Genomic DNA, 20,348 nt, shown 5'->3' with positions numbered 1-20,348 from the left:
CCTGTCGATAGCTGGGGAACATGATCGTGGGAATGAAAAAATCAGCGCTGGAACTCAAGCGCGACCTCAACGCCATCGCCGGTAATCTTGAACGCACAGCCGGGGAAATCAGCCGTTTGGCCGAGCGTATCAACGATGTAGACGTCGTGGCGGTGCTGCACCTGATGAACCAGCAGTACAAGGACGCGGATCGGTTACGGGCGTATGTGGATGAAATCAAGGCGGGACGTATTACGCGGGGCAAGGCCGAGACCTAGCGTGTTCAGGCCCGACACCTTCGACGACAAAAAGGGCGACCCTCTCGGATCGCCCTTTTCAACACCGCCCAGCAGAGCGGATTTGTTTGGTAGGCGCGATTGGACTCGAACCAACGACCCCCACCATGTCAAGGTGGTGCTCTAACCAACTGAGCTACGTGCCTGCTGTGGAGCGGCATTCTACGGATATTCAACAGCCTGTCAACGGAGTATTTTTTCTAACCGGCTGATAACTATCGTCTTTTGCAGAAATCCCATGCGGGGTGGCACATATATAAGACACCAAACGGCCTCTTTCCCGCTGGTGACCGCCATTTATCTCAGGTAGGATCGCCCCATTCGTAAAAAATATTAAACAGGGGCCACTCGATGACGAACACCGCTTACCCTCAGTCTTATTACGCCGCGTCCGCCAGTCACGCCCCTGAACGTCCGTTGCTGCAAGGTGAGGTGGAAACGGATGTGTGCGTGATCGGCGCCGGTTATACCGGGCTGTCGAGCGCGCTGTTCCTGTTGGAGAACGGCTTCAAGGTCACGGTGCTGGAAGCGGCCAAGGTAGGCTTCGGCGCGTCGGGCCGGAACGGTGGCCAGATCGTCAACAGTTACAGCCGCGACATCGACGTCATCGAGCGCACGGTCGGTGCAAGACAGGCGCAGTTGATGGGCGAGATGGCGTTTGAAGGCGGACGTATCATCCGTGAACGCGTGGCCAAATACCAGATTCAGTGCGACCTGAAAGACGGCGGTGTGTTCGCTGCCATTACCCCTAAGCAGATGGGCCATCTCGAAGCGCAAAAAAAACTCTGGGAGCGCTATGGCCATACCCAGCTGGAGCTGATGGACCAACGCCGCATCCGCGAAGTGGTGGCCTGCGATGAATACATCGGCGGCATGCTGGACATGAGCGGCGGCCACATCCATCCGCTGAACCTGGCACTCGGTGAAGCGGCGGCCGTGGAGTCGCTGGGCGGCGTGATTTACGAGCAATCGGCGGCCATCAGGATCGACCGTGGTGCCAGCCCGGTGGTGCACACCGCCCAAGGCAAGGTGCGGGCGAAGTTCATCATCGTTGCGGGCAATGCTTATCTGGGGAATCTGGTACCGGAACTGGCCGCGAAATCGATGCCGTGCGGCACGCAGGTCATCACGACCGAGCCGCTGAGCGAGGAGCTCGCGAGCACGCTGTTGCCACAAGACTACTGCGTCGAAGACTGCAATTACCTGCTGGATTATTACCGTCTTTCCGCTGACAAGCGCCTGATCTTCGGCGGCGGCGTGGTATATGGCGCGCGCGACCCGGCGAACATCGAATCCATCATCCGTCCCAAAATGCTCAAGGCGTTTCCGCAACTAAAGGACGTGAAAATCGATTACGCGTGGACCGGCAATTTCCTGCTGACCCTGTCGCGCCTGCCACAAGTCGGCCGTCTGGGCGACAACATCTATTACTCGCAGGGTTGCAGCGGCCATGGGGTGACGTACACCCACTTGGCGGGCAAAGTGCTGGCCGAAGCGCTGCGCGGACAGGCGGAACGCTTCGATGCGTTCGCCGGACTGCCGCACTACCCTTTCCCCGGCGGACAGCTGTTGCGCACGCCGCTGACGGCGCTGGGTGCCTGGTATTACAGTTTGCGGGACAAGTTGGGGGTCTGATCAACCCACGCGGCAAAATGTCTCCGGGCCGATGAGATGCCCCCTTTATGACGCGTTTTCCACTGTGAAAGCGAAGTCATTCTGGGCGGCAATCCGACGAAAGATCTTCAGGCGCTGGAGGTGCGTGGCCTGCACCGGCCTCTTCGCGAATGAATTCGCTCCCACAGGTGTTCTGCGGTGTGCAGGGCTTCTTGCGCCCGACCTGAACCCTGTAGCCAAAATGCCCATCATCGACGTGCTGGCGTAGGCCGCATTCTCAATGCGCGGCATTCAACGCCTTCACCGCCTCACCCGCCGCCTGCTCCTGCCCCGCCTGCGCGAGATCATTCGCAGCCTTGAGCCAACGTTCGCGATCCACCGGGGACGGCAACTGACGAGGCCCCTGCACCAAAATCGCCCAGTTGCCCGCGTTGTCCCAGTCCGAAGTGAACTCGTCGAAACTCACGGTCAAGCGGCCCAGCCCGGTGTAGATCAGCATGTTGCGTTTGTTCTGGTTGAACCCGACAAGCACGCCATAGCGTTGCTCTTTCCACCAGAACGAGCCCTCGCTGAACCGCACCATGACCGGATAACCGGCGGACACCTGCGCCAGCAGATCAGGCAGTTGATGATCGACCGGGTACACCACGAAACCGTATTCGCGCGCCACGTTCGTCATGCTCAGTTCGAGGGTTTTCTCCGACGCCGGCAGCTTCAGCGGCTTTTCCAGCAAGCCAGGCGTGGTCTGCACGCCGCGCACGCTCAGCATGCTCGCCAACGCGAACGGTCCGCTCTGGTAAGACTTGCCCCGGAAGAACGGCACCGAGTTGAGCTCGACCCGGTCCGGCAGGCTTTTATAGACCGGCGGATAACCCGGCTTGTACGCGTGAGGGTCGGCACACCCCGTCAGCATCAACGTCAAGGCCAGGCCCCACCACATCCGTTTGCTTCCAGAGACTTCCATTCGAGACATTTTTCACTCACTTGTCAGGTGCCGGGGCAACCTGCAACCCGGCCTGGACGCCGATCATAGAGCCGCCGAGGGTCCGGGTATAGCCTCTCTGCACAGTCGGTGAAACTGGATAGAACAAATCGGTCACAGAATTCCTACCATCGGTCAATTTTCAGCAACAACCCACGTACTAGACTGTCGGTTACTGAGAGAACGAAGAGCGCAGAGCCGGAGGAAGACATGAGCCTCGGAATGACCATTGTGATGTTGATCGCTGCCTGGCTGGCTGTGGCCGGCGCCATGCTGTGGGGGGTGATGCGGATTTCCCGCCGTCATCACCCGCATTATCGAACCCCTGAAACCACCCGCACATCCGCGCCCTTGAATGCGCGTAAACCCCGTCATGCTACGGCGCACTGACGCCCACCCGACCTCGTCGGATCAGTAAACCTTAAGCCAAAAAAAACGGTCGGTGATGGTATTCCCATCCCCGACCGTTTTTCATTCCCAGCCTGTCAGCCTTTCGTAGCCGTCGTTTCAGCGTCGAGCTTACGCTGCCTCGAACGGCGGGCCAGCATGTTCAACACTTCGATCAGCGCCGAGAACGCCATCGCTGTGTAGACATAGCCCTTCGGTACGTGAGCGCCGAAACCTTCGGCAATCAGCGTCATGCCGATCATGATCAGGAAGCCCAGCGCCAGCATGACCACCGTCGGGTTTTCGTTAATGAACTTCGCCAAGGGCTCGGACGCCACCAGCATCACGATCACAGCGGCAATCACAGCGATGACCATGATCGGCAAATGCTCGGTCATGCCGACGGCGGTGACGATGCTGTCGATGGAGAACACCAGGTCCAGCATCAGGATCTGCCCGATGGCGGCGGCCATGCTCATCACGACGGTTTTGGAAATCGCGGCCTCTTCCTCGGTCTTGATGTCCATGCTGTGATGAATTTCGGTGGTCGCCTTCCACACCAGGAACAGGCCACCGGCGATGAGGATCATGTCTTTCCACGAGAACACCTGACCGAACACGTCGATGACCGGCTCGGTCAACTGGACGATCCACGCCACCGTGCTGAGCAGGCCCAGCCGCAGAATCAGCGCCATGCTGATGCCGATGCGGCGCGCCTTCGTGCGCTGATGAACCGGCAGCTTGTTGGTCAGGATCGAGATGAAAATCAGGTTGTCGATGCCGAGGACAATTTCCATGACCACCAGCGTGGCCAGGGCGATCCACGCGGTGGGGCTTGCAGCCAGTTCTAAAAGGTATTCCATGTGCCGGTATCCATTGGGTCGCGTTGATGAGACAAGGCGGCATTCTAGGGACTGAAACACTTCAGTAAAATTCGTATTTATCAGGCGTATACTTCGTTTTTTACGAAGTATCTGTGCCGAGGCGAATTCATGCTCAACTACCGTCAATTGCACTATTTCTGGGTGGTGGCCAAGACTGGCAGCATCGTGCGTGCCTGCGAGCAGCTGAACCTTACGCCGCAAACCATCAGTGGTCAGCTTAGCCTGTTGGAGCAAACCTACGGGGTGGAGCTGTTCAAGCGGGTAGGACGCCAGTTGGAGCTGACGGAGATGGGCCGCATCGCCCTGCCCTATGCCGAACAGATGTTTCAGCTTGGCGGCGAGCTGGAAGCGTTGCTGCGGGCGCAGCCAGATGAACAACAAATCCTGTTCCGGGTCGGTGTCGCGGACGTGGTGCCCAAATCCATCGTTTACCGGCTGATCGCTCCGACGATGGAATTGAGCGAGCCGATTCGCATCACCTGCCGCGAAGATCAACTGGAACGCCTGCTGGCCGACCTCGCCATTCAGCGCCTGGATCTGGTGATTTCCGACAGCCCCATGCCTTCGCATCTGGACATCAAGGGCTATAGCCAGAAACTGGGGGAATGCGGGGTGAGCTTCTTCGCCACGGCCGCCTTGGCGCGCACCTACGGCCAGGATTTCCCTCACGGCATGCAGGGCGCGCCGCTGTTGATTCCCGGCCAGCAGACCGTGGTGCGAAGCCGGTTGATGCGCTGGTTCGCCCAACAGAACGTGCAGCCGAGGATCGTCGGCGAGTTCGATGACAGCGCGCTCATGAAGGCGTTTGGCAAGTCCGGCAGTGGCATCTTCATAGCACCGAGCGTGATCGCCGATGAAGTGATGGCTCAGTACGACGTCGAACTGATCGGCCAGACCGATGCGGTGACCGAGTCGTTTTACGCGATCTCGGTCGAGCGCAAGGTCAAGCACCCCGGCATCGTCGCCATCACCGAAGGCGCGCGACGCCAGTTGTTCACCGACTAAGCGTTGCAGCCGACGGGGCGCGGCTTGAAGGTCATCAGCAGCAGGGCCAGCAGAATCGACAGCAGGATGATCCCGGCCGCCGCGAAACCCAAGTTGGCCAGGCCGAGATGGTCGATTACCCGTCCACCGACGATGGCACCGATACCGATCCCCAGGTTCGCCCCGGCAATGTTCAGCGACGCGGCAAATGCCGGGGCTTCCGGGGCGGCTTTCATCAAGCGGACATGGCTGACCAGGAACAACGCCGCTTGCGTCACGCCCCAGACTGCGAGGGCCAACGCCAGGGCAGGCAGCGAATGCATGCTCGGCGCCACCATCACCATGCCGCCAATCATGAACGTGCAGAACGTCAGGCTGGCGATCAGCGGATGCCGGTCCACCAAGCGCCCACCCAGCGAATTGCCCAGCAGGCCCACGGCGCCGAAGCCCATCAGGCACCAGCCCACCACGGTGCCGTTGAACCCGGCCAGGCGTTCGAGCATGTCGGCCAGGTACGTGTAGGCCGTGAACATGCCGCTGAACACCAGCACCGAGAGCAGCACGTGGCCCTGCATGATGGGGCTGCGCAGGATGCGAAACTGACTGCTGAACGACGCCTGATCCTTGTGCATGCTCTTCGGCAGATAGATAAACAGCAACAGCGCCTTGGCGAAGGCCATCACCGCCAGCACCATGAACGCGGTGCGCCAGCCGAACCCGTCGGAAATCAGCGTGCCCACGGGAATCCCGAACACCGTGGCGCAGACGATACCGAAGCCGATCTTTGCGATCGCTCGTCCTGCGTGATCGGGTCCGACGATATCGACCGCCGTTTCACTGGCCAGCGCCCAGAACACCGGCAACCCGAGCGCGGGAATCAGCCGGGCCACGGCCATCACCCAGATATTGGGCGCGAACGCCGCGACCACGTTGGCGACGCCGAACATGATCAGCACCGAAATGAACAGACGCTTGCGCTCGAAGCGCGAAAAGTACGCGGTCAGGAACGGACCAAAGCAGGCCACGGTGAAGGCGAACAGGGTCACCAGCAGACCAGCTTGCGGGATCGTCACGGCCAGGTCGCGGGCGATGGCAGGCAACAGGCCGACGATGACGAACTCTGTGGTCAGCACGGTAAAGCCAGCGGCCGACAACAGGTAAATGGGGAAAAACATGAAATCTCCAAAAACGACGAAGAGACCAGTCCTTGCGGAGCGGCCAATCGGAATGACGTAGTGCGAAGCGCGGAGAGTACCAGACATCGGCGCCAGAGTCGGTCGACCGGCGCACAAAAACAAAACCGCCGCCCGAACAGATCGGACGGCGGCCGGATTCAGAGGTTCAGCGCAGGCTGACGGGCCGTATCAGTAGGTGCCCATGTAGTCGCGCTTGCCCACTTCCACACCGTTGTGACGCAGCAGGTCGTAGGCGGTGGTGACGTGGAAGAAGAACTGTGGCAGCGAGTAGTGCAGCAGGTATTTCTGAGTGCTCATGCGTTTTTCTTTGTCGGTGCCTGGGCGCAACACGATTTCGCGCTCTTCGTGACCGTCGACCTGTTCAGGGGTGACGGTGTCGATGAAGGCCAGCACTTTGGTCAACAGGGCTTGCAGGTCGGCGAAGGTGACTTCGGTGTCTTCGTACTTCGGCGGCTCGATGCCCGACAAACGCGCGCTCGCGCCCTTGGCGAAATCGACGGCGATCTGCACCTGGCGGACCAGCTGGAACATGTCCGGGAACAGACGCGCCTGCAGCAGTGCGTCTGGCTGGATGTTTTTCGCGGTGGCGTGGGCTTCACCCTTGGCCAGCACGGCGCTCAGCGCGGTGAGCATTTGCTTGAAGACAGGAATCGAAGCGGCGTACAGAGAAATGGTCATGACAGTTCCTGATGGAGTGAGTCGCATTGGGGAGGCATGAGTGACATGCGAACGCGGCTTGTCTTTTACCTCATCCAGCCCCTACCCTCATAGCCTTTTCAACACACAGGGAACGGGCTATGTCCACCGAGCTGGATTCCGATAACGGTCGCGACGACGCAGACACGCTGCAGTTGAACAGCACCGAAGTGCGTATTTTGGGCTGCCTGATCGAGAAGCAGGCCACCAACCCTGAAACCTACCCCTTGACCCTCAACGCACTGGTCCTGGCCTGCAACCAGAAGACCAGCCGCGAGCCGGTGATGAACCTGACGCCCGGTCAGGTCGGCCAAAGCCTGCGGGCGCTGGAAAGCCTGCAATTGACACGTCTGGTGATGGGCAGCCGCGCCGACCGCTGGGAACACCGGGCTGACAAGACGCTGGAGCTAGTCCCGGCGCAGGTCATCCTCACCGGCTTGTTGCTGCTGCGCGGCCCGCAAACCGTCAACGAACTGCTGACTCGCAGCAACCGCATGCACGATTTTGAAGACACCGACGCGGTGGTCCATCAACTGGAGCGCCTGATCGGTCGCGGGCTGGCGGTGCTGATCCCGAAACAGGCCGGGCAACGGGAAGACCGTTACATGCACGCGCTGGGGGATCCGGCAGACATGGAAGCCATTCTTGCGGCGCGGCAGACTCCGGTGGAGCGTTCCAGTGGCGGCAGCTCGGGGCTGGCGGAACGGGTTGAAGCGCTGGAAGCGCGGATTAACGAGCTGGAAGAGCGACTGGCGAAGCTGGAGGGTTGAACGGCTACAGACAGCCGCGACTTGATTGTCTGACCGATCTATCCCTGTCGCCTGGTCCGCCGCCTCGCGAATGAATTCGCTCCCACGGTTGTGGCCGTTTCAGGCCCAAGATTTCGACGCGTCGGATTCCTGTGGGAGTGAATCTATTCGCGAAAGGTTTTTCAGGCGACACCCATGCGGTGAATCTACTGGCCTCAATCGCGAATGAATTCGCTCCCACAGTTGAGCTGCGTCAGGCCCATTATCTCGCTGCGCATCGGATTCCTGTGGGAGCGAATTTATTCGCGAAAGGCTTATCAGGCGACACCCATGTGTTGGCCGTACGCGTCAGCCGCGAGCAAACGTCGCTGCGGCTTGATATTGCTCATCGGTGGGGCGGACGCCGGTGTAGAGCACGAACTGCTCCAGCGCTTGAATCGCAGCGACTTCATCCCCTGTGATCAAACGCTTGCCCGCTTTTTCCGCCGCGACGATAAAAGGCGTACGGGCCGGGGTGGCGACGACGTCGAACGCCGTGTCGGCGGCTTCAATGGCCGCTTTCTCGAAGGCCAAGGCATCCGCCTGATCCCCGGCCATCCCCAAGGGCGTCACATTGACCAACAAGGGCGGCCGCTCGCTGCCCAGGTCCGCTTGCCATTCAAACCCGCAGGTCTTCGCCAGCGCCCTGCCCGCCCGTTCATTGCGCGCCACGATCAGGCCATCGGTAAAACCGGCATCCCGCATCGCGCAGGCTACGGCTTTCGCCATGCCACCGCTGCCTCGCAAAGCAAACCGGGTACGTGGCACGGCATGGGTATCCACCAACTGAGCGACGGCAATGTAATCGGTGTTGTACGCCTTCAGATGCCCGTCGGTATTGACGATGGTGTTGATCGACTGAATCGCCGCCGCCGACGGGTCCATCTCATCGATCAACGCAATGCTGGCCTCCTTGAACGGCATCGACACACCACACCCGCGAATGCCCAGGGAGCGCATGCCCGCGATGGCGGCTGGCAAGTCAGTCGGGGAAAAGGCCTTGTAATAAAAGTTGAGGCCCAACAGTTGATACAGATAGTTATGAAACCGCACCCCAAAGTTGCCGGGACGCCCGGCGAGGGACATACATAACAGCGTTTCCTTGCTTGCAGTCACTAACATGAAATCTCCCGAACGGTATGCGTTAACGCCCTGAGAAAGGCGTAGAATTCAGTTGCTTGCGGCATTAACCGCAGCAATTGTCATCAAAGTCACCGAATACCTTACACAAAATTTACGCAGCGGCTTCGCAGATTTCCCGAAAGTCGCTGTCTGATCAGTTATCCCGTGGCAGTGCCTGAGCGTAACGCAGGCTCGCGACAACGGGACTGAACACCGAGGAACAGTCATGATTCGTCACATCCCCAAGGTTGCCTTGTTGTTAGGTGCCCTCGCCCTCGCAGGTCAGGCTGAAGCCCATGGCGGCGGCCCAGGCTGGGGTGGAGCGGCAGTGATCGGCGCAGTCGTCGGCGGCGTGGTGGGTGCGGCCGTGGCTTCCGGCCCTGTCTACGCGGCACCGGCTCCGGTGTATGCAGCGCCAGCGCCGGTGTACTACGCACCGCCGCCACCGCCTGTTTACTATCAACCGGCCTACGTGGTTGAGCGTCCCGTCGTCTACGGCCCACGCTACTACGGTCCGCCACGCTACTACGGCCCACCACCGGGCTACTACCACGGTGGCGGTCGCTGGTAACAGTGACGCACCGACCTGAGACTGTCGGTTATCGATCGGCAGCCTCCCGAATACCAGACCCCGCCCAACCGGCGGGGTTTTCGTTTCTGCTGAGTGTCGACCGTGGCGCTCGACTCTGAAGGGGTCACAGGCTTCGGATGAGAACGGATGCACAATTCCTGTGCCACGGCAGCAAAAAAACTGACCTGTCACACATCAATGACGACTATCGAGCGCGGTGATTTCTGCTGATCGGGATCGCGCCGTAAAGTAGCGCCATAGATTGATGGAGGCACTTATGACCAAGGTTCAGATCATGTCGGTAGTTGGCAGCGCAGTTCCCGCATCGCTTCGCGAACGTGGCTTGCTGGCCTGCTGGTACCTGGTCCAGAACGGCGAACCGGTCAGCGGTCCTCTGCCGTCGTTGCCTGCGGCCCAAGCCCTGTCCCAGCAATTTGAAGCCCCCAAGCTCAACAGCTGAACTGAATTCGTTATTCCCTGAATCGTGCGTTGCTCCGCACTTCCCTTTGGCCCGCATCCCAGATGCGGGCTTTTTTTTGCGTCGGAGACGCCGGAGGCTTGCATCTGCCTGACAGAATCAAACCCGCTCAGCCTGCGTCGCATTCACCTGGCAGCGATGTGCCAATTTCTGCAACCGTTTTTCCAACGCCCCGAGGACAACCCGGTCCGAACGGCCGCTTTCCAGTTCTTCGATCATCTCATTCGCCACTAACCGCAGTTCATGAGCGATTACGACACGGTCGTCGTTCTGGTCCAGCTTGTGCGACTCGAACAGCCGGTGCAGGTAATCCTCAAGCGTGCGCTGCAAGCGGTGCCGATCCGCCGCCCGCAAATGCACCAGGTTCACCGTAATTTTCGCCAGCAGCTCATTGAGCTCGCCACACAGGTACTGCATCCGCCGCGCATAGCCGGTTTCGCGATCCCGCAATTGCTTGCGCTGCAACGCCAAGTCCTGACGTTTCTGAATCGCAGGCACCGCAATCGCCATCATCAGACCGACGATCAGGCCGATGGCCTGAATCCAGCCCGCCCAGTCCGACGGCCGCACGAACAAGCCCGCGACGAGCAAGAGCACCGCAACGATTGCCGCACCGAACACCAGAGACGCGTAATCCTTGCTGATAAACCCTTTGGGCATTGCACAACTCCTAGGTCATTTGAGGGATAAACACCGATGGCGTCGAATGCTAATTCGTGACTGGCCGCAGTGCCATGAATATCGACATGCCCAGCGCAAATACAGGTTTTTTTCGCCCTTAACCTGAACGGATGCCATACAAGCGGTTTTTAATACCAAAACGTCCTATGCCGGCCATCGACATAGTTAGAAACATGCTCCTAAAATGCGCCCATCTTGTTGTCGCTCTTGAAAAAAGTCCGACTGTCCACGCCCTCTCCATTCTTTTTAAGTGAGCTTCGCTCTTGAACATTCGCACAACCCTCATCGGCCTGTTTTTTGCGCTCACAGGCTCGGCACTTTCCACCGGTGCCCTTGCGAACGAACCCGCTGCTTTCAATCGTGACCCGGCCAATCTTCATCTGGCTTCCGGCAGCGCCATGATCACCGATCTGCAAACCGGCCAGGTCCTGTACTCCAGCAATCCCGACGTCATCGTGCCGATTGCTTCGGTGACCAAACTGATGACCGCCATGGTCACCCTCGACGCCAAGTTGCCGATGGACGAGATGGTCAAGGTCGACATCTCCCAGACCGCCGAAATGAAAGGCGTGTTTTCCCGCGTGAAACTGGGCAGCGAACTCAACCGCCGCGACATGCTGCTGATTACCCTGATGTCGTCGGAAAACCGCGCAGCGGCGAGCCTCGCGCACAGCTACCCGGGCGGCTATCCGGCGTTCATCAAAGCCATGAACGCCAAGGCCAAGGCACTGGGCATGAGCCACACCGTGTACATGGAGCCAACGGGCCTGTCGGTGTTCAACGTGTCCACCGCCCGCGACCTGACCAAACTGGCCCTGGCGGCGCGCAACTACCCATTACTGCGTGAGCTGAGCACCACCCAAGAGAAAACCGTGAGCTTCCGCAAACCCAACTACACCTTGGGTTTCAGCAACACGGACCACTTGGTGCGCAAGTCCAACTGGGACATCAAGCTGACCAAAACCGGCTTCACCAACCAGGCCGGGCATTGTCTGGTGCTGCTGACCAGCATGGCCAACCGTCAAGTTTCGGTGGTGATTCTGGACGCCTTCGGCAAGTTCACTCACTTCGCGGACGCCAGCCGTATGCGCCTGTGGATGGAGACCGGTAAGAGCGGTCCGGCGCCGGAAGTCGCGTTGCAGTACAAGAAGGAAAAGAATCTGGTCATGAAGCAGAAAGGCCTGCAAGCCTCGGATTGATTCGACGCTTCGCTTCATCGGATTTGCCCTCGTTGGCGCCCGTCAAGGCGCCATCTTCCCCGCCCCCGGACAGCGCTAAGCCGCGGAACTGACAACAGTTTCATCAATCCTGCCGCGCATAATGGCCGCGACCCGCTACGCTTGAGGTGTATCGGCTTGTTTCGGATACCGCTCGGGGGAGTAGCACCATGGTCGTCAAGTGGATAGTGGCTGCGTTGCATCTGTTGGCGTTTGGTTTCGCGCTGGCGGCGGTTCTGGCAAGGGGGCGGGCACTGCGCAGATTGCGCACGGACGATCCCCGTTCCTTTCGCGACGTGTTCGTGGTCGACAACATCTGGGCGGTGTCAGCGGGGATTCTACTGATCACCGGCGCCTTTCGTGCGTTCGGCGGGCTGGAGAAAGGCTCGTTCTACTACCTGCACCAACCGTTGTTTCACCTGAAGATCACGGCCTTCGTGGCGATTCTGGCGCTGGAAGTCGTGCCGATGTTCGCCCTGATCAAATGGCGCATCGCGTTCAAAAAACAGCAACCCATCGACACCTCCCGCTCACGACGTTTCGCCCGCATCAGCCACATGGAAGCGGCGTTGATGGTGATTATCGTGATTGCCGCGACGGGGATGGCACGCGGGATTCTTCTAAGTTAAAAGCGCCGCGGGCGGGCTTCTGGCCGAAGGCCGTGGGAGTTGGCTTGCCTACGATCGGCTGCGCAGCAGCCGTATATCCCGCGTACGCGGTTTGTCTGACGAAACCGAGGTGCCCGGTTTTGCTACTGCTGCGCAGTAGATCGTAGGCAAGCCAACTCCCACGGCCTGCGGCCAGAAGCGGATCGAGGTATAGCCATCATCTCGGGCCAGAATCAAAAAAACGTGGCACCGGATCGAACGCCGCAAGCGCCACCAAACTCAATTCACCCAAAACACCATCAACATCACGTTCGCCAGCGAGATCAGGCCGAACAGCCCCCACGCCAGCACCTTGGTCACGGTGTTATTGGCAAACGGTCCCATGAGCTGTTTGTCGCTGGTGAAGCGGATCAGCGGCCACAAGGCGAACGGCAGTTGCAGGCTGAGGACGACCTGGCTCAGCACCAGCATCTTGCCCACCGCCCCGTCGCCGAACCAGATCACACCGGCCAGTGCCGGAATCAGCGCTAGCGCCCGCGTGATCAGGCGGCGTTGCCAGCACGGGATCTTGGCGTTGAGGAAACCTTCCAGCACCACCTGACCGGCGATGGTCCCGGTGAACGTCGAGCTTTGCCCCGCCGCCAGCAGCGCAATCCCGAACAGCACGCTGGCCAAGGCGCCGCCCACCAGCGGATCGAGCAGGTGGTAGGCGTCCTGAATTTCCACCACGTCGGAATGGCCGTTGCCATGAAAGGCCGCCGCCGCAAGGATCAGGATCGCCGCGTTGATCACCAGCGCCAGGCTCAGGGAGGCGATGGTGTCGACACGCGCATAACGAATCGCACTGGCCTTGCTCTCGACAGAGCTGCCATTGACCCGGGTCTGCACCACTGACGAATGCAAATAGAGGTTATGGGGCATCACGGTCGCACCCAGAATGCCGATGGCGATGTACAGCGGTTCTTGCTGACTCAACACGTTCCACGACGGTTTCAACCCGGCAACCACATCCGGCCAGAACGGTTTGATCAGCACCAATTCAATAAAGAAGCAGGTCGCGATGGTTGCGATCAGGCCCAGAATGATCGCTTCCAGACGACGAAAATTGGCGCCCTGCAGGGCGAGCACGATCACGGTGTCGAACGCCGTCAACGCCACGCCGGTGGTGATCGACACACCCAGCAGCAGGTGAAAGGCCAGCGCCGCGCCGAGCACTTCCGCCAGGTCCGTCGCGAGGATCGACAGCTCGGCCAGAATCCACTGCCCCATGCCCACACGACGGCTGTAGCGTTCAGCCGACAACTGCGCCAGGTCTCGGCCGGTGGCGATCCCCAGACGCGAACACAAGTTCTGCAACACCATCCCGGACAGGCTCGCCAGCACCACCACGAACAGCAGCGCGTAACCAAAACGCGACCCCGCTTCGATGGCCGTCGCCCAGTTGCCGGGGTCCATGTAGCCAATGGAGATCAGCAGGCCTGGCCCGACGAACAGCATCAACTTGCGCAGGAACGAAGCATTGGCCGGAATCGCGACGGTGTCGGTCACGGCAGAGGGGCAAAACGGCGCGGTGGCGGTGGTGGGGAGTTTGTATTTCACGGGAGTCCGGCGGGTGATTGCGATCAGCCATGAAGCTTAAACGCCGGGAAATATTTTGTCTTGAATCTCTGCAAAAGCTCTAACATGCGTCGTCCCACGGAACTGGAAAACAATAATGTCTTCACTTTCGCCCTCCTCCGACCCTGCCCAAACCCCAACGGATGGCATCGATCCCGTTCGCGCCGCCCGGATTTCTGCGCGCATCGATCGCCTCCCTGCCGTTTCAACGATCTGGAAACTGGTGGCGTTGCTGTCCATCGGCGGCTTCTTCGAACTCTACGACCTGTTCCAGACCGCCTACATCAGCCCCGGCCTGATTCGCGACGGCCTCTTCGCCACGGGCGCACAGGGCGTGTTTGGCTTTTCCGACCAGGCCGCATTCGCCTCGGCGACCTTTCTCGGCCTGTTTCTCGGCGCCAGCCTGCTGAGCCCGATTGCCGATCGCTTTGGCCGCCGTGCGATCTTCACCTTCGCGCTGATCTGGTACACCGTCGCCACGGTGCTGATGGGCATCCAGACCTCAGCGCTGGGCATCATCGGCATGCGTTTTCTGGTGGGCATCGGCCTGGGCATCGAGCTGGTGACCATCGACGCCTACCTCTCGGAGCTGGTGCCCAAGCGCATGCGCAGTTCGGCGTTCGCCTTTGCATTCTTTGTGCAGTTTCTGTCGGTGCCGTCGGTGGCGTTGATGTCTTGGTGGCTGGTGCCACAGGACCCGTTGGGCATTGCGGGCTGGCGTTGGGTGGTGATTGCCAGTGCGGTGTTCGCGCTGTTCATCTGGTGGTTGCGTTCACGGTTGCCGGAGTCGCCACGCTGGCTGGCGCAGCACGGACGGTTTGCCGAGGCCGAGAAGATCATGGACGACCTCGAAGCACGCTGCGTGAAGGACCATGGCCAGGCGCTGGACGCTCCGGAAACCCACAACGTGGCCGTCGAAGGCAAAGGCCGTTTCGCTGACATCTGGCAGCCGCCCTATCGCCGTCGCGCGCTGATGCTCATTGTGTTTCATGTGTTCCAGGCCATCGCCTTTTTCGGCTTCGGCAACTGGCTGCCGGCCTTGCTCTCGGGTCAAGGCGTCAGCGTCACCCACAGCCTGGCATACGCCTTCATCATCACCCTCGCCTACCCGCTGGGGCCGCTGCTGTTCGTGAAGTTCGCCAACCGTTTCGAGAACAAATGGCAGATCGTCGGCTCGGCGCTGGGGGCCATGATCTTCGGCACGCTGTTCGCGCAACAGAGTACGGCGGTGGGGCTGATCGTCTGCGGGGTGATGATCACGTTCTGTAACGCGTGGCTGAGCTTCGCCTATCACTCGTACCAGAGCGAACTGTTCCCCACCAACATCCGCGCCCGCGCCGTGGGGTTTTGCTATTCGTTCAGTCGGTTGTCGACGGTGTTCAGCAGCCTGTTGATCGGCCTGTTCCTCGACCATTTCGGCACGCCGGGGGTGTTGACCTTCATCGTCGTCAGCATGCTGATCGTGATCATCACCATCGGCGCGTTCGGGCCGAAGACGCGGAACCTGGCGCTGGAGGATATTGCGCATCGGTGAGGGGCGCAGGGCAAGGGCTTTTGATTCTGGCCGGAGGCCGTGGGAGTCCGGCCAGAATCAAAAGCGGAGCCTGGCGCTCACCTGATCCCCAACCGCTTCGCCAACCGACTGAGGTTGGCGCGGTCCAGGTTCAGCTCTCGTGCCACCTCGGCCCATTTGCCGTTGTGCCGACTCAACGCCTCGTTGATCAGCAGCGTCTGAAACCCGTCGACCGCCTCTTTCAGCCCCTCGCCGGGTTTGACCACCGGGTGCACGTCCGCGAGCAGCGATGGCGTACCGAGGCCGACGGGCGATTCATCCTCCAGCCCCAGCGCGGGCGCCTCGATGGTCAGAATGCGCGGCCTTTCGCTGTGGGCCGACAGGGCTTTCAGCACAGCGCGGCTGATCAGGTGCTCCAGTTCGCGCACGTTGCCCGGCCATGAATAACCCAGCAACACCCCTTGCGCCTCGGGACTCATCCGTAGGCTGCGCAAGCCCATCCGTGCGCGGTTCTCTTCCAGAAAATACCCGGCGAGCAGCAACACATCCCGGCCTCGCTCACGCAAGGGCGGCACCACCAACGGGTACACGCTCAGACGGTGATAGAGGTCAGCCCGGAAACGCCCGGCGCGCACCTCCTCCGCGAGATCACGATTAGTGGCGGCGATGATGCGCACGTCCACGCGATGCTCCTGATCGGACCCCACCCGCTGCAATTGCCCGCTCTGCAACACCCGCAGCAACTTGGATTGCACCGGCAGCGGCAACTCCCCTACTTCGTCGAGGAAGATCGAGCCCCCGTCGGCCAGTTCGAACTTGCCGCTGCGCCCACTGACGGCCCCCGAAAACGCGCCTTTGACGTGACCAAACAGTTCGCTTTCCACCAGTAATTCAGGGAGCGCGGCGCAATTGAGGCTGATCAGCGGCTTCTGGGCACGAGGCGATTGCAGGTGAATGGCTTCGGCCACCAGCTCCTTGCCGACCCCGGTTTCACCAGTGATCAACACCGTCAGCGGGCTGTTGCCCACCAGCTGGATTTCCTGCTGCAAGCGGCGATGCACCGCGCTTTGCCCAATCAACTCTCGGGGCCCGCGCCCTCCCGCAGCGCGCTTGTAGACTTCAGCCAGTTGCCGCTGATCTTCGACGCTGCGGGCCAGCAGGCTCATACGTTCGCTGGCCATGACCGTGGCTGCCGCCAGACTGGCAAACGCTTGCAGATCCCGCAGATCGGCGCTGCCGAAACGCGCCGGGTCCAGCGAGTCCAGCGTGATGACGCCCCATAACGTGTCCTGCACGTACAGCGGACAGCCGAGGCAATCGTGCACTTCAAGGTCGCCGTGTACCCCGTCTACCAGACCGTCGTAGGGGTCCGGCAAGTCACAGTCGGTGGAAAAGCGCGTGGGCTCGCGGTTTTGTACGATGATGTCCAGCCGCGGGTGCTCGCCCAGTCGAAAGCGCCTCCCCAAAGTGTCAGGGCTCAATCCCTCGACCGACAACGGCACCAGCACGTCCTCCTCAAGCCGGAGCAACGCGACGGCATCACAGGGCAGCAACTGCCGCAGCGAGCGTAACAGCCGCCGATAACGTTCCTGGTCTGGCAAATCACGGGACAAGTCGGCCACAAGGGGCACGAGGGCCAGCAGCAAGGGGTGGGTCATAGAACTCCAGAACACGGTTAAGCGCCGAAAAAACGTTGTCATTATGACACCGGCCCGAAGCGCCGCCAGGGCCAATCCGCACGATTTCACCCACGCAACGGCATAGACATACGCCATTAGTTGGTCGCCAATTAATCGCCTCGCGCTGTTTCACCCTTGAGACATTTGCACTTCATAGTGCCGGTATAACGCGTTATTTAATTCTGACGTCAGACACTCGTCGCACCGCGCAAGACCCTTTAATTTAAATGAAGTTTCGAAAAAACATTTTTGTTTATAGTCGGACTGATCCCCAAAGGAGCACCCGAACATGGCAAGAATTCAGGGAAGAGTTCAGGAAACGTTTCCCCCGCTAGTGGTTGATCTGGACGGCACATTGTTACGTTCCGATCTGCTGATGGAAACAGCCATGGCCTTTGTCAGAGGCACGCCACTCAAGGCGTTCAGCCTTCTCAGGTGGCTACTCAAAGGCAAGGCGGCGCTCAAGGAAGGCTTGGCGCTGGGGACGGAAATCGATGTATCCGTATTACCGTACGATCCCCAGATCATTGAAATGATCCAGGCTGAAAGAGCCACGGGACGGATGATCGTATTGGCCACGGCGAGCCATGTCAGTCTGGCGGAGAAGATTGCCGAACACCTTCAACTGTTTGACCTGGTATTAGCGTCCAATGCCAATCGCAACTTGTCCGGCAATAACAAACGTGACCTATTAGTTGCGCACTACGGTGAAGGCGGCTTCGATTACATCGGCAACTCGAAAGATGATTTGCCGATCTGGAAAGTCTCCCGCCAGGCCTACGTGGTCAACCCGGATTCAGGGGTTGAGTCCCGCGTAGAGGCCATGACCCAAGTCGAACCGACGATCCGCACCCACACCGCCAGCCTGCGGGATTGGCGCAAGGCGCTGCGCATGCACCAGTGGCTGAAAAACGCCCTGATTTTTGTGCCACTGCTGGCGTCCCACCGCCTGGCGCAATTCGACCTGATGCGCGACGGCATATTCGCCTTCTTCTGCTTCGGCCTGTGCGCCTCCAGCGTCTACATCCTCAACGACCTGCTGGACCTGTGCGACGACCGCCACCACAAGAGCAAATGCAACCGCCCGTTTGCCAGTGGACGGCTGTCGATCAAGGCCGGGTTGATACTGGTGCCCACCCTGCTGCTCACCGCCTTCGGCGCCGCGTTGCTGTTGTTACCTTGGCAGTTCTCGGCGGTCATGGCCGCGTATTACGGCCTCACGCTGGCCTACTCGCTCAAGCTGAAACGGCTGATGGCCTGGGACGTGATCGCGCTGGCGATGCTCTACACCGCGCGCATCATTGCCGGGGTCGCCGCGTTCAACCTCACGCTGACCTTCTGGATTCTCGCGTTCTCGATGTTCATCTTCTTGAGTCTGGCGATGGTCAAGCGCTACGCCGAGTTGCGCGACGCTCGCGCTCGGGAAGTGAACACCTTCGCCCGAGGGCGCGGCTATTACCCCGGTGACCTGGACATGATCGCCTCCCTCGGTGCGTCGTCCGGGTATCTGGCGGTGATGGTCCTGGCGCTGTACATCCAGGACGCCAAGACCACCGCGCTGTACGTCACGCCCCACGTGATCTGGCTGGCGTGCCCGCTGCTGCTGTTCTGGGTCACCCGCGTGTGGATGCTGACCCATCGCGGGCAGATGAACGAAGACCCGGTGGTGTTCGCCATCCGCGACCGCACCAGCCAGCTGATCGGCGCGATTTTCCTGTTGATGTTCTGGATCGCCGCATGAGCACACCCCTGTATTCCTGGGGCCGTTTCCCCCAGAGTCCGCAACGGGGTCACAGCTGTGTCTGGCTCGACGACCTGCCCGCGCACCTCGACCGGGTGATCGATGATCACCGCAGCAGCCTGCCTTATGGCAATGGACGAAGCTACGGCGACAGTTGCCTCGCGACCAGCGATCAGGTGCTGCACATGCGCTCGCTGGACCGGCTGATCGAGGCCGACTGGGACACCGGCGTGCTCAAGGTCGAAACGGGCATCACCCTCGCCGAAGTCCTGAGCGTCGCGATTCCCCATGGCTGGTTTCTCCCGGTCACCCCCGGCACCCAATTCGCCACCGTCGGCGGCGCCATCGCCAATGACGTGCACGGCAAGAACCACCACGTGCGCGGCACCTTTGGCCGTCATGTGCGCAGCTTTGGTCTGCTGCGCCACGGTCAGCCCGAGATGGTCTGTTCTCCCAGCGTCAACGCGTCGCTGTTCGCGGCGAGTATTGGCGGTTTGGGGCTGACCGGGATCATTCATTGGGCGCAAATCCAATTGATGCCGATCCGCGCCAGTCAGATCGACACCACCACCGTGCGCTTCGCCAACCTCGCCGAATTCTTCGCGCTCTCGGATGAACTGGACGACAAGCACGAGTACAGCGTCGCCTGGGTCGACTGCCTGGCCAAAGGCGCCGACACCGGGCGCGGGGTGTTCATCGTCGGCGATCACGCGCAGTACGGCTCGCTGGCTACCGAGTCTCGCGCCAAATTGAGCATCCCGGTCACGCCACCGGTGTCGCTGATCAACAAGCTGTCCCTGAGCGCCTTCAACAACCTGTACTGGCGCGTGCACCCGAGTCGGCGCACGCCGGGCCGCAGTGCCTACGAGCCATTTTTCTACCCACTGGATCGCATCCTGCACTGGAACCGCATCTACGGTCGCCGGGGGTTTCAGCAGTATCAATGCGCGATTCCCACCGCCAACGCCGAAGCGGCAATGGGCGAGCTGTTGCGGGCCATTGCCGATGCGGGGCAAGGCTCGTTTCTCGCGGTGCTCAAGCGCTGCGGCGACGTGCGCTCGCCAGGCTTGCTGTCATTTCCGATGCCGGGGACCTCGCTGGCACTGGACTTCCCCCAGAGCGAACACCTGGAGGACGTTGTATTCCCGCGCCTGGACGACATCGTTCGGGCTGCGGGAGGCCGCTTGTATCCGGCCAAGGATGCCCATATGAGCGGCGCGGACTTTCGTCGGGCGTACCCCGCCTGGGAGCGACTGGAAGCGCTGCGCGATCCCTCTCTGATGTCCCGTTTCTGGAGCCGCGTGCTGCTATGAAC

20 protein-coding genes and 1 tRNA gene are annotated in these 20,348 nt (G+C 60.5%); 12 read left to right on the top strand and 9 right to left on the bottom strand.

From position 1 onward, the window contains the following. Nucleotides 1–32: 32 nt before the first annotated feature. Nucleotides 33–257, top strand: a complete 225-nt coding sequence (locus ACWKWE_RS27335; RefSeq protein ID WP_256665182.1) for a hypothetical protein — start codon at nucleotides 33–35, stop codon at nucleotides 255–257. Between the two features lie 87 nt (nucleotides 258–344). Here the strand turns inward: ACWKWE_RS27335 and ACWKWE_RS27330 are convergent. Then, a tRNA-Val gene (locus ACWKWE_RS27330) sits at nucleotides 345–421 on the bottom strand. A 205-nt stretch (nucleotides 422–626) separates the two neighbouring features. Between ACWKWE_RS27330 and ACWKWE_RS27325 the strand changes: the two genes are divergently transcribed. Next, complete coding sequence (locus ACWKWE_RS27325) at nucleotides 627–1,910, top strand: NAD(P)/FAD-dependent oxidoreductase (protein WP_483852251.1); 1,284 nt, start codon at nucleotides 627–629, stop codon at nucleotides 1,908–1,910. A 256-nt stretch (nucleotides 1,911–2,166) separates the two neighbouring features. Here the strand turns inward: ACWKWE_RS27325 and ACWKWE_RS27320 are convergent, their stop codons facing one another. After that, entirely contained in the window at nucleotides 2,167–2,862 is a 696-nt protein-coding gene (locus ACWKWE_RS27320) for a peptidase C39 family protein (protein ID WP_371928533.1), read from the bottom strand. A 219-nt stretch (nucleotides 2,863–3,081) separates the two neighbouring features. Here ACWKWE_RS27320 and ACWKWE_RS27315 point away from each other — a divergent pair, with 219 nt between their 5' ends. Further along, complete coding sequence (locus ACWKWE_RS27315) at nucleotides 3,082–3,261, top strand: hypothetical protein (RefSeq protein WP_483852250.1); 180 nt, start codon at nucleotides 3,082–3,084, stop codon at nucleotides 3,259–3,261. 95 nt (nucleotides 3,262–3,356) lie between these two features. Here ACWKWE_RS27315 and ACWKWE_RS27310 read toward each other — a convergent pair whose 3' ends face one another. Then, nucleotides 3,357–4,121 carry a TerC family protein gene (locus ACWKWE_RS27310; RefSeq protein ID WP_483852249.1) on the bottom strand — a complete coding sequence of 255 codons (765 nt, stop codon included), beginning with the start codon at nucleotides 4,119–4,121 and terminating at the stop codon, nucleotides 3,357–3,359. A gap of 129 nt (nucleotides 4,122–4,250) precedes the next feature. Here ACWKWE_RS27310 and nhaR point away from each other — a divergent pair, with 129 nt between their 5' ends. Then, a complete protein-coding gene (nhaR, locus tag ACWKWE_RS27305; protein ID WP_166595269.1) occupies nucleotides 4,251–5,147 on the top strand; it encodes a transcriptional activator NhaR in 897 nt (298 codons plus the stop codon). Here nhaR and ACWKWE_RS27300 read toward each other — a convergent pair. Further along, entirely contained in the window at nucleotides 5,144–6,301 is a 1,158-nt protein-coding gene (locus tag ACWKWE_RS27300) for an MFS transporter (protein WP_166595268.1), read from the bottom strand. The two genes, nhaR and ACWKWE_RS27300, sit on opposite strands and share 4 nt — an antisense overlap. Nucleotides 6,302–6,490: 189 nt before the next feature. Further along, nucleotides 6,491–7,000, bottom strand: coding sequence for a DUF1993 domain-containing protein (locus tag ACWKWE_RS27295; RefSeq protein ID WP_341964043.1), 510 nt, complete (start codon nucleotides 6,998–7,000; stop codon nucleotides 6,491–6,493). A 119-nt stretch (nucleotides 7,001–7,119) separates the two neighbouring features. On the opposite strand from ACWKWE_RS27295, the gene ACWKWE_RS27290 reads away from it, so the two are divergent. After that, nucleotides 7,120–7,788, top strand: a complete 669-nt coding sequence (locus ACWKWE_RS27290; protein WP_166595266.1) for a YceH family protein — start codon at nucleotides 7,120–7,122, stop codon at nucleotides 7,786–7,788. Between the two features lie 327 nt (nucleotides 7,789–8,115). Here the strand turns inward: ACWKWE_RS27290 and ACWKWE_RS27285 are convergent, their stop codons facing one another. After that, nucleotides 8,116–8,928 (bottom strand): shikimate 5-dehydrogenase, encoded by an 813-nt coding sequence (locus ACWKWE_RS27285; RefSeq protein WP_483852248.1) that lies wholly within the window; start codon nucleotides 8,926–8,928, stop codon nucleotides 8,116–8,118. A gap of 226 nt (nucleotides 8,929–9,154) precedes the next feature. On the opposite strand from ACWKWE_RS27285, the gene ACWKWE_RS27280 reads away from it, so the two are divergent. Both ACWKWE_RS27280 and ACWKWE_RS27275 read left to right on the top strand, forming a co-directional pair. Next, the gene (locus ACWKWE_RS27280; protein ID WP_166595264.1) at nucleotides 9,155–9,499 is read left to right on the top strand and encodes a hypothetical protein; all 345 of its coding nucleotides are present in this window, start codon (nucleotides 9,155–9,157) and stop codon (nucleotides 9,497–9,499) included. A gap of 277 nt (nucleotides 9,500–9,776) precedes the next feature. Further along, nucleotides 9,777–9,959 (top strand): hypothetical protein, encoded by a 183-nt coding sequence (locus ACWKWE_RS27275; RefSeq protein ID WP_483852247.1) that lies wholly within the window; start codon nucleotides 9,777–9,779, stop codon nucleotides 9,957–9,959. A 117-nt stretch (nucleotides 9,960–10,076) separates the two neighbouring features. Here the strand turns inward: ACWKWE_RS27275 and ACWKWE_RS27270 are convergent, their stop codons facing one another. Next, on the bottom strand, nucleotides 10,077–10,637 hold the full coding sequence (locus tag ACWKWE_RS27270) for a hypothetical protein (protein WP_166595262.1): 561 nt from the start codon (nucleotides 10,635–10,637) through the stop codon (nucleotides 10,077–10,079). A 284-nt stretch (nucleotides 10,638–10,921) separates the two neighbouring features. Here ACWKWE_RS27270 and pbpG point away from each other — a divergent pair, with 284 nt between their 5' ends. Next, nucleotides 10,922–11,857, top strand: a complete 936-nt coding sequence (gene pbpG / locus ACWKWE_RS27265; RefSeq protein WP_166595261.1) for a D-alanyl-D-alanine endopeptidase — start codon at nucleotides 10,922–10,924, stop codon at nucleotides 11,855–11,857. A 188-nt stretch (nucleotides 11,858–12,045) separates the two neighbouring features. Continuing rightward, entirely contained in the window at nucleotides 12,046–12,504 is a 459-nt protein-coding gene (locus ACWKWE_RS27260) for a DUF2214 family protein (protein WP_166595260.1), read from the top strand. 258 nt (nucleotides 12,505–12,762) lie between these two features. Here the strand turns inward: ACWKWE_RS27260 and ACWKWE_RS27255 are convergent, their stop codons facing one another. Beyond that, entirely contained in the window at nucleotides 12,763–14,082 is a 1,320-nt protein-coding gene (locus ACWKWE_RS27255; RefSeq protein ID WP_483852246.1) for an Nramp family divalent metal transporter, read from the bottom strand. Between the two features lie 115 nt (nucleotides 14,083–14,197). Here ACWKWE_RS27255 and ACWKWE_RS27250 point away from each other — a divergent pair, with 115 nt between their 5' ends. After that, a complete protein-coding gene (locus ACWKWE_RS27250) occupies nucleotides 14,198–15,634 on the top strand; it encodes an MFS transporter (RefSeq protein ID WP_483852245.1) in 1,437 nt (478 codons plus the stop codon). 77 nt (nucleotides 15,635–15,711) lie between these two features. Here the strand turns inward: ACWKWE_RS27250 and norR are convergent, their stop codons facing one another. Then, nucleotides 15,712–17,271 (bottom strand): nitric oxide reductase transcriptional regulator NorR, encoded by a 1,560-nt coding sequence (norR, locus tag ACWKWE_RS27245; protein ID WP_483852244.1) that lies wholly within the window; start codon nucleotides 17,269–17,271, stop codon nucleotides 15,712–15,714. Between the two features lie 310 nt (nucleotides 17,272–17,581). On the opposite strand from norR, the gene ACWKWE_RS27240 reads away from it, so the two are divergent. Both ACWKWE_RS27240 and ACWKWE_RS27235 read left to right on the top strand, forming a co-directional pair. Beyond that, complete coding sequence (locus ACWKWE_RS27240) at nucleotides 17,582–19,033, top strand: UbiA family prenyltransferase (RefSeq protein WP_166595256.1); 1,452 nt, start codon at nucleotides 17,582–17,584, stop codon at nucleotides 19,031–19,033. Then, nucleotides 19,030–20,346 carry an FAD-binding oxidoreductase gene (locus ACWKWE_RS27235; protein WP_483852243.1) on the top strand — a complete coding sequence of 439 codons (1,317 nt, stop codon included), beginning with the start codon at nucleotides 19,030–19,032 and terminating at the stop codon, nucleotides 20,344–20,346. Before ACWKWE_RS27240 ends, ACWKWE_RS27235 begins: the two co-directional genes overlap by 4 nt. The last annotated feature ends 2 nt before the right edge of the window (nucleotides 20,347–20,348 follow it).

This window comes from Pseudomonas salicis (assembly GCF_057128705.1).
The sequence above is the reverse complement of the archived record's forward strand: the minus strand, read 5'-3'. Positions and strand labels throughout refer to the sequence as shown.

Coding starts and splice junctions, on each gene's coding strand:
- ACWKWE_RS27335 (WP_256665182.1), top strand. CDS start 33: ATGAAAAAATCAGCGCTGGAACTCAAGCGCGACCTCAACGCCATCGCC.
- ACWKWE_RS27325 (WP_483852251.1), top strand. CDS start 627: ATGACGAACACCGCTTACCCTCAGTCTTATTACGCCGCGTCCGCCAGT.
- ACWKWE_RS27320 (WP_371928533.1), bottom strand. CDS start 2,862: ATGTCTCGAATGGAAGTCTCTGGAAGCAAACGGATGTGGTGGGGCCTG.
- ACWKWE_RS27315 (WP_483852250.1), top strand. CDS start 3,082: ATGAGCCTCGGAATGACCATTGTGATGTTGATCGCTGCCTGGCTGGCT.
- ACWKWE_RS27310 (WP_483852249.1), bottom strand. CDS start 4,121: ATGGAATACCTTTTAGAACTGGCTGCAAGCCCCACCGCGTGGATCGCC.
- nhaR (WP_166595269.1), top strand. CDS start 4,251: ATGCTCAACTACCGTCAATTGCACTATTTCTGGGTGGTGGCCAAGACT.
- ACWKWE_RS27300 (WP_166595268.1), bottom strand. CDS start 6,301: ATGTTTTTCCCCATTTACCTGTTGTCGGCCGCTGGCTTTACCGTGCTG.
- ACWKWE_RS27295 (WP_341964043.1), bottom strand. CDS start 7,000: ATGACCATTTCTCTGTACGCCGCTTCGATTCCTGTCTTCAAGCAAATG.
- ACWKWE_RS27290 (WP_166595266.1), top strand. CDS start 7,120: ATGTCCACCGAGCTGGATTCCGATAACGGTCGCGACGACGCAGACACG.
- ACWKWE_RS27285 (WP_483852248.1), bottom strand. CDS start 8,928: ATGTTAGTGACTGCAAGCAAGGAAACGCTGTTATGTATGTCCCTCGCC.
- ACWKWE_RS27280 (WP_166595264.1), top strand. CDS start 9,155: ATGATTCGTCACATCCCCAAGGTTGCCTTGTTGTTAGGTGCCCTCGCC.
- ACWKWE_RS27275 (WP_483852247.1), top strand. CDS start 9,777: ATGACCAAGGTTCAGATCATGTCGGTAGTTGGCAGCGCAGTTCCCGCA.
- ACWKWE_RS27270 (WP_166595262.1), bottom strand. CDS start 10,637: ATGCCCAAAGGGTTTATCAGCAAGGATTACGCGTCTCTGGTGTTCGGT.
- ACWKWE_RS27260 (WP_166595260.1), top strand. CDS start 12,046: ATGGTCGTCAAGTGGATAGTGGCTGCGTTGCATCTGTTGGCGTTTGGT.
- ACWKWE_RS27250 (WP_483852245.1), top strand. CDS start 14,198: ATGTCTTCACTTTCGCCCTCCTCCGACCCTGCCCAAACCCCAACGGAT.
- norR (WP_483852244.1), bottom strand. CDS start 17,271: ATGACCCACCCCTTGCTGCTGGCCCTCGTGCCCCTTGTGGCCGACTTG.
- ACWKWE_RS27240 (WP_166595256.1), top strand. CDS start 17,582: ATGGCAAGAATTCAGGGAAGAGTTCAGGAAACGTTTCCCCCGCTAGTG.
- ACWKWE_RS27235 (WP_483852243.1), top strand. CDS start 19,030: ATGAGCACACCCCTGTATTCCTGGGGCCGTTTCCCCCAGAGTCCGCAA.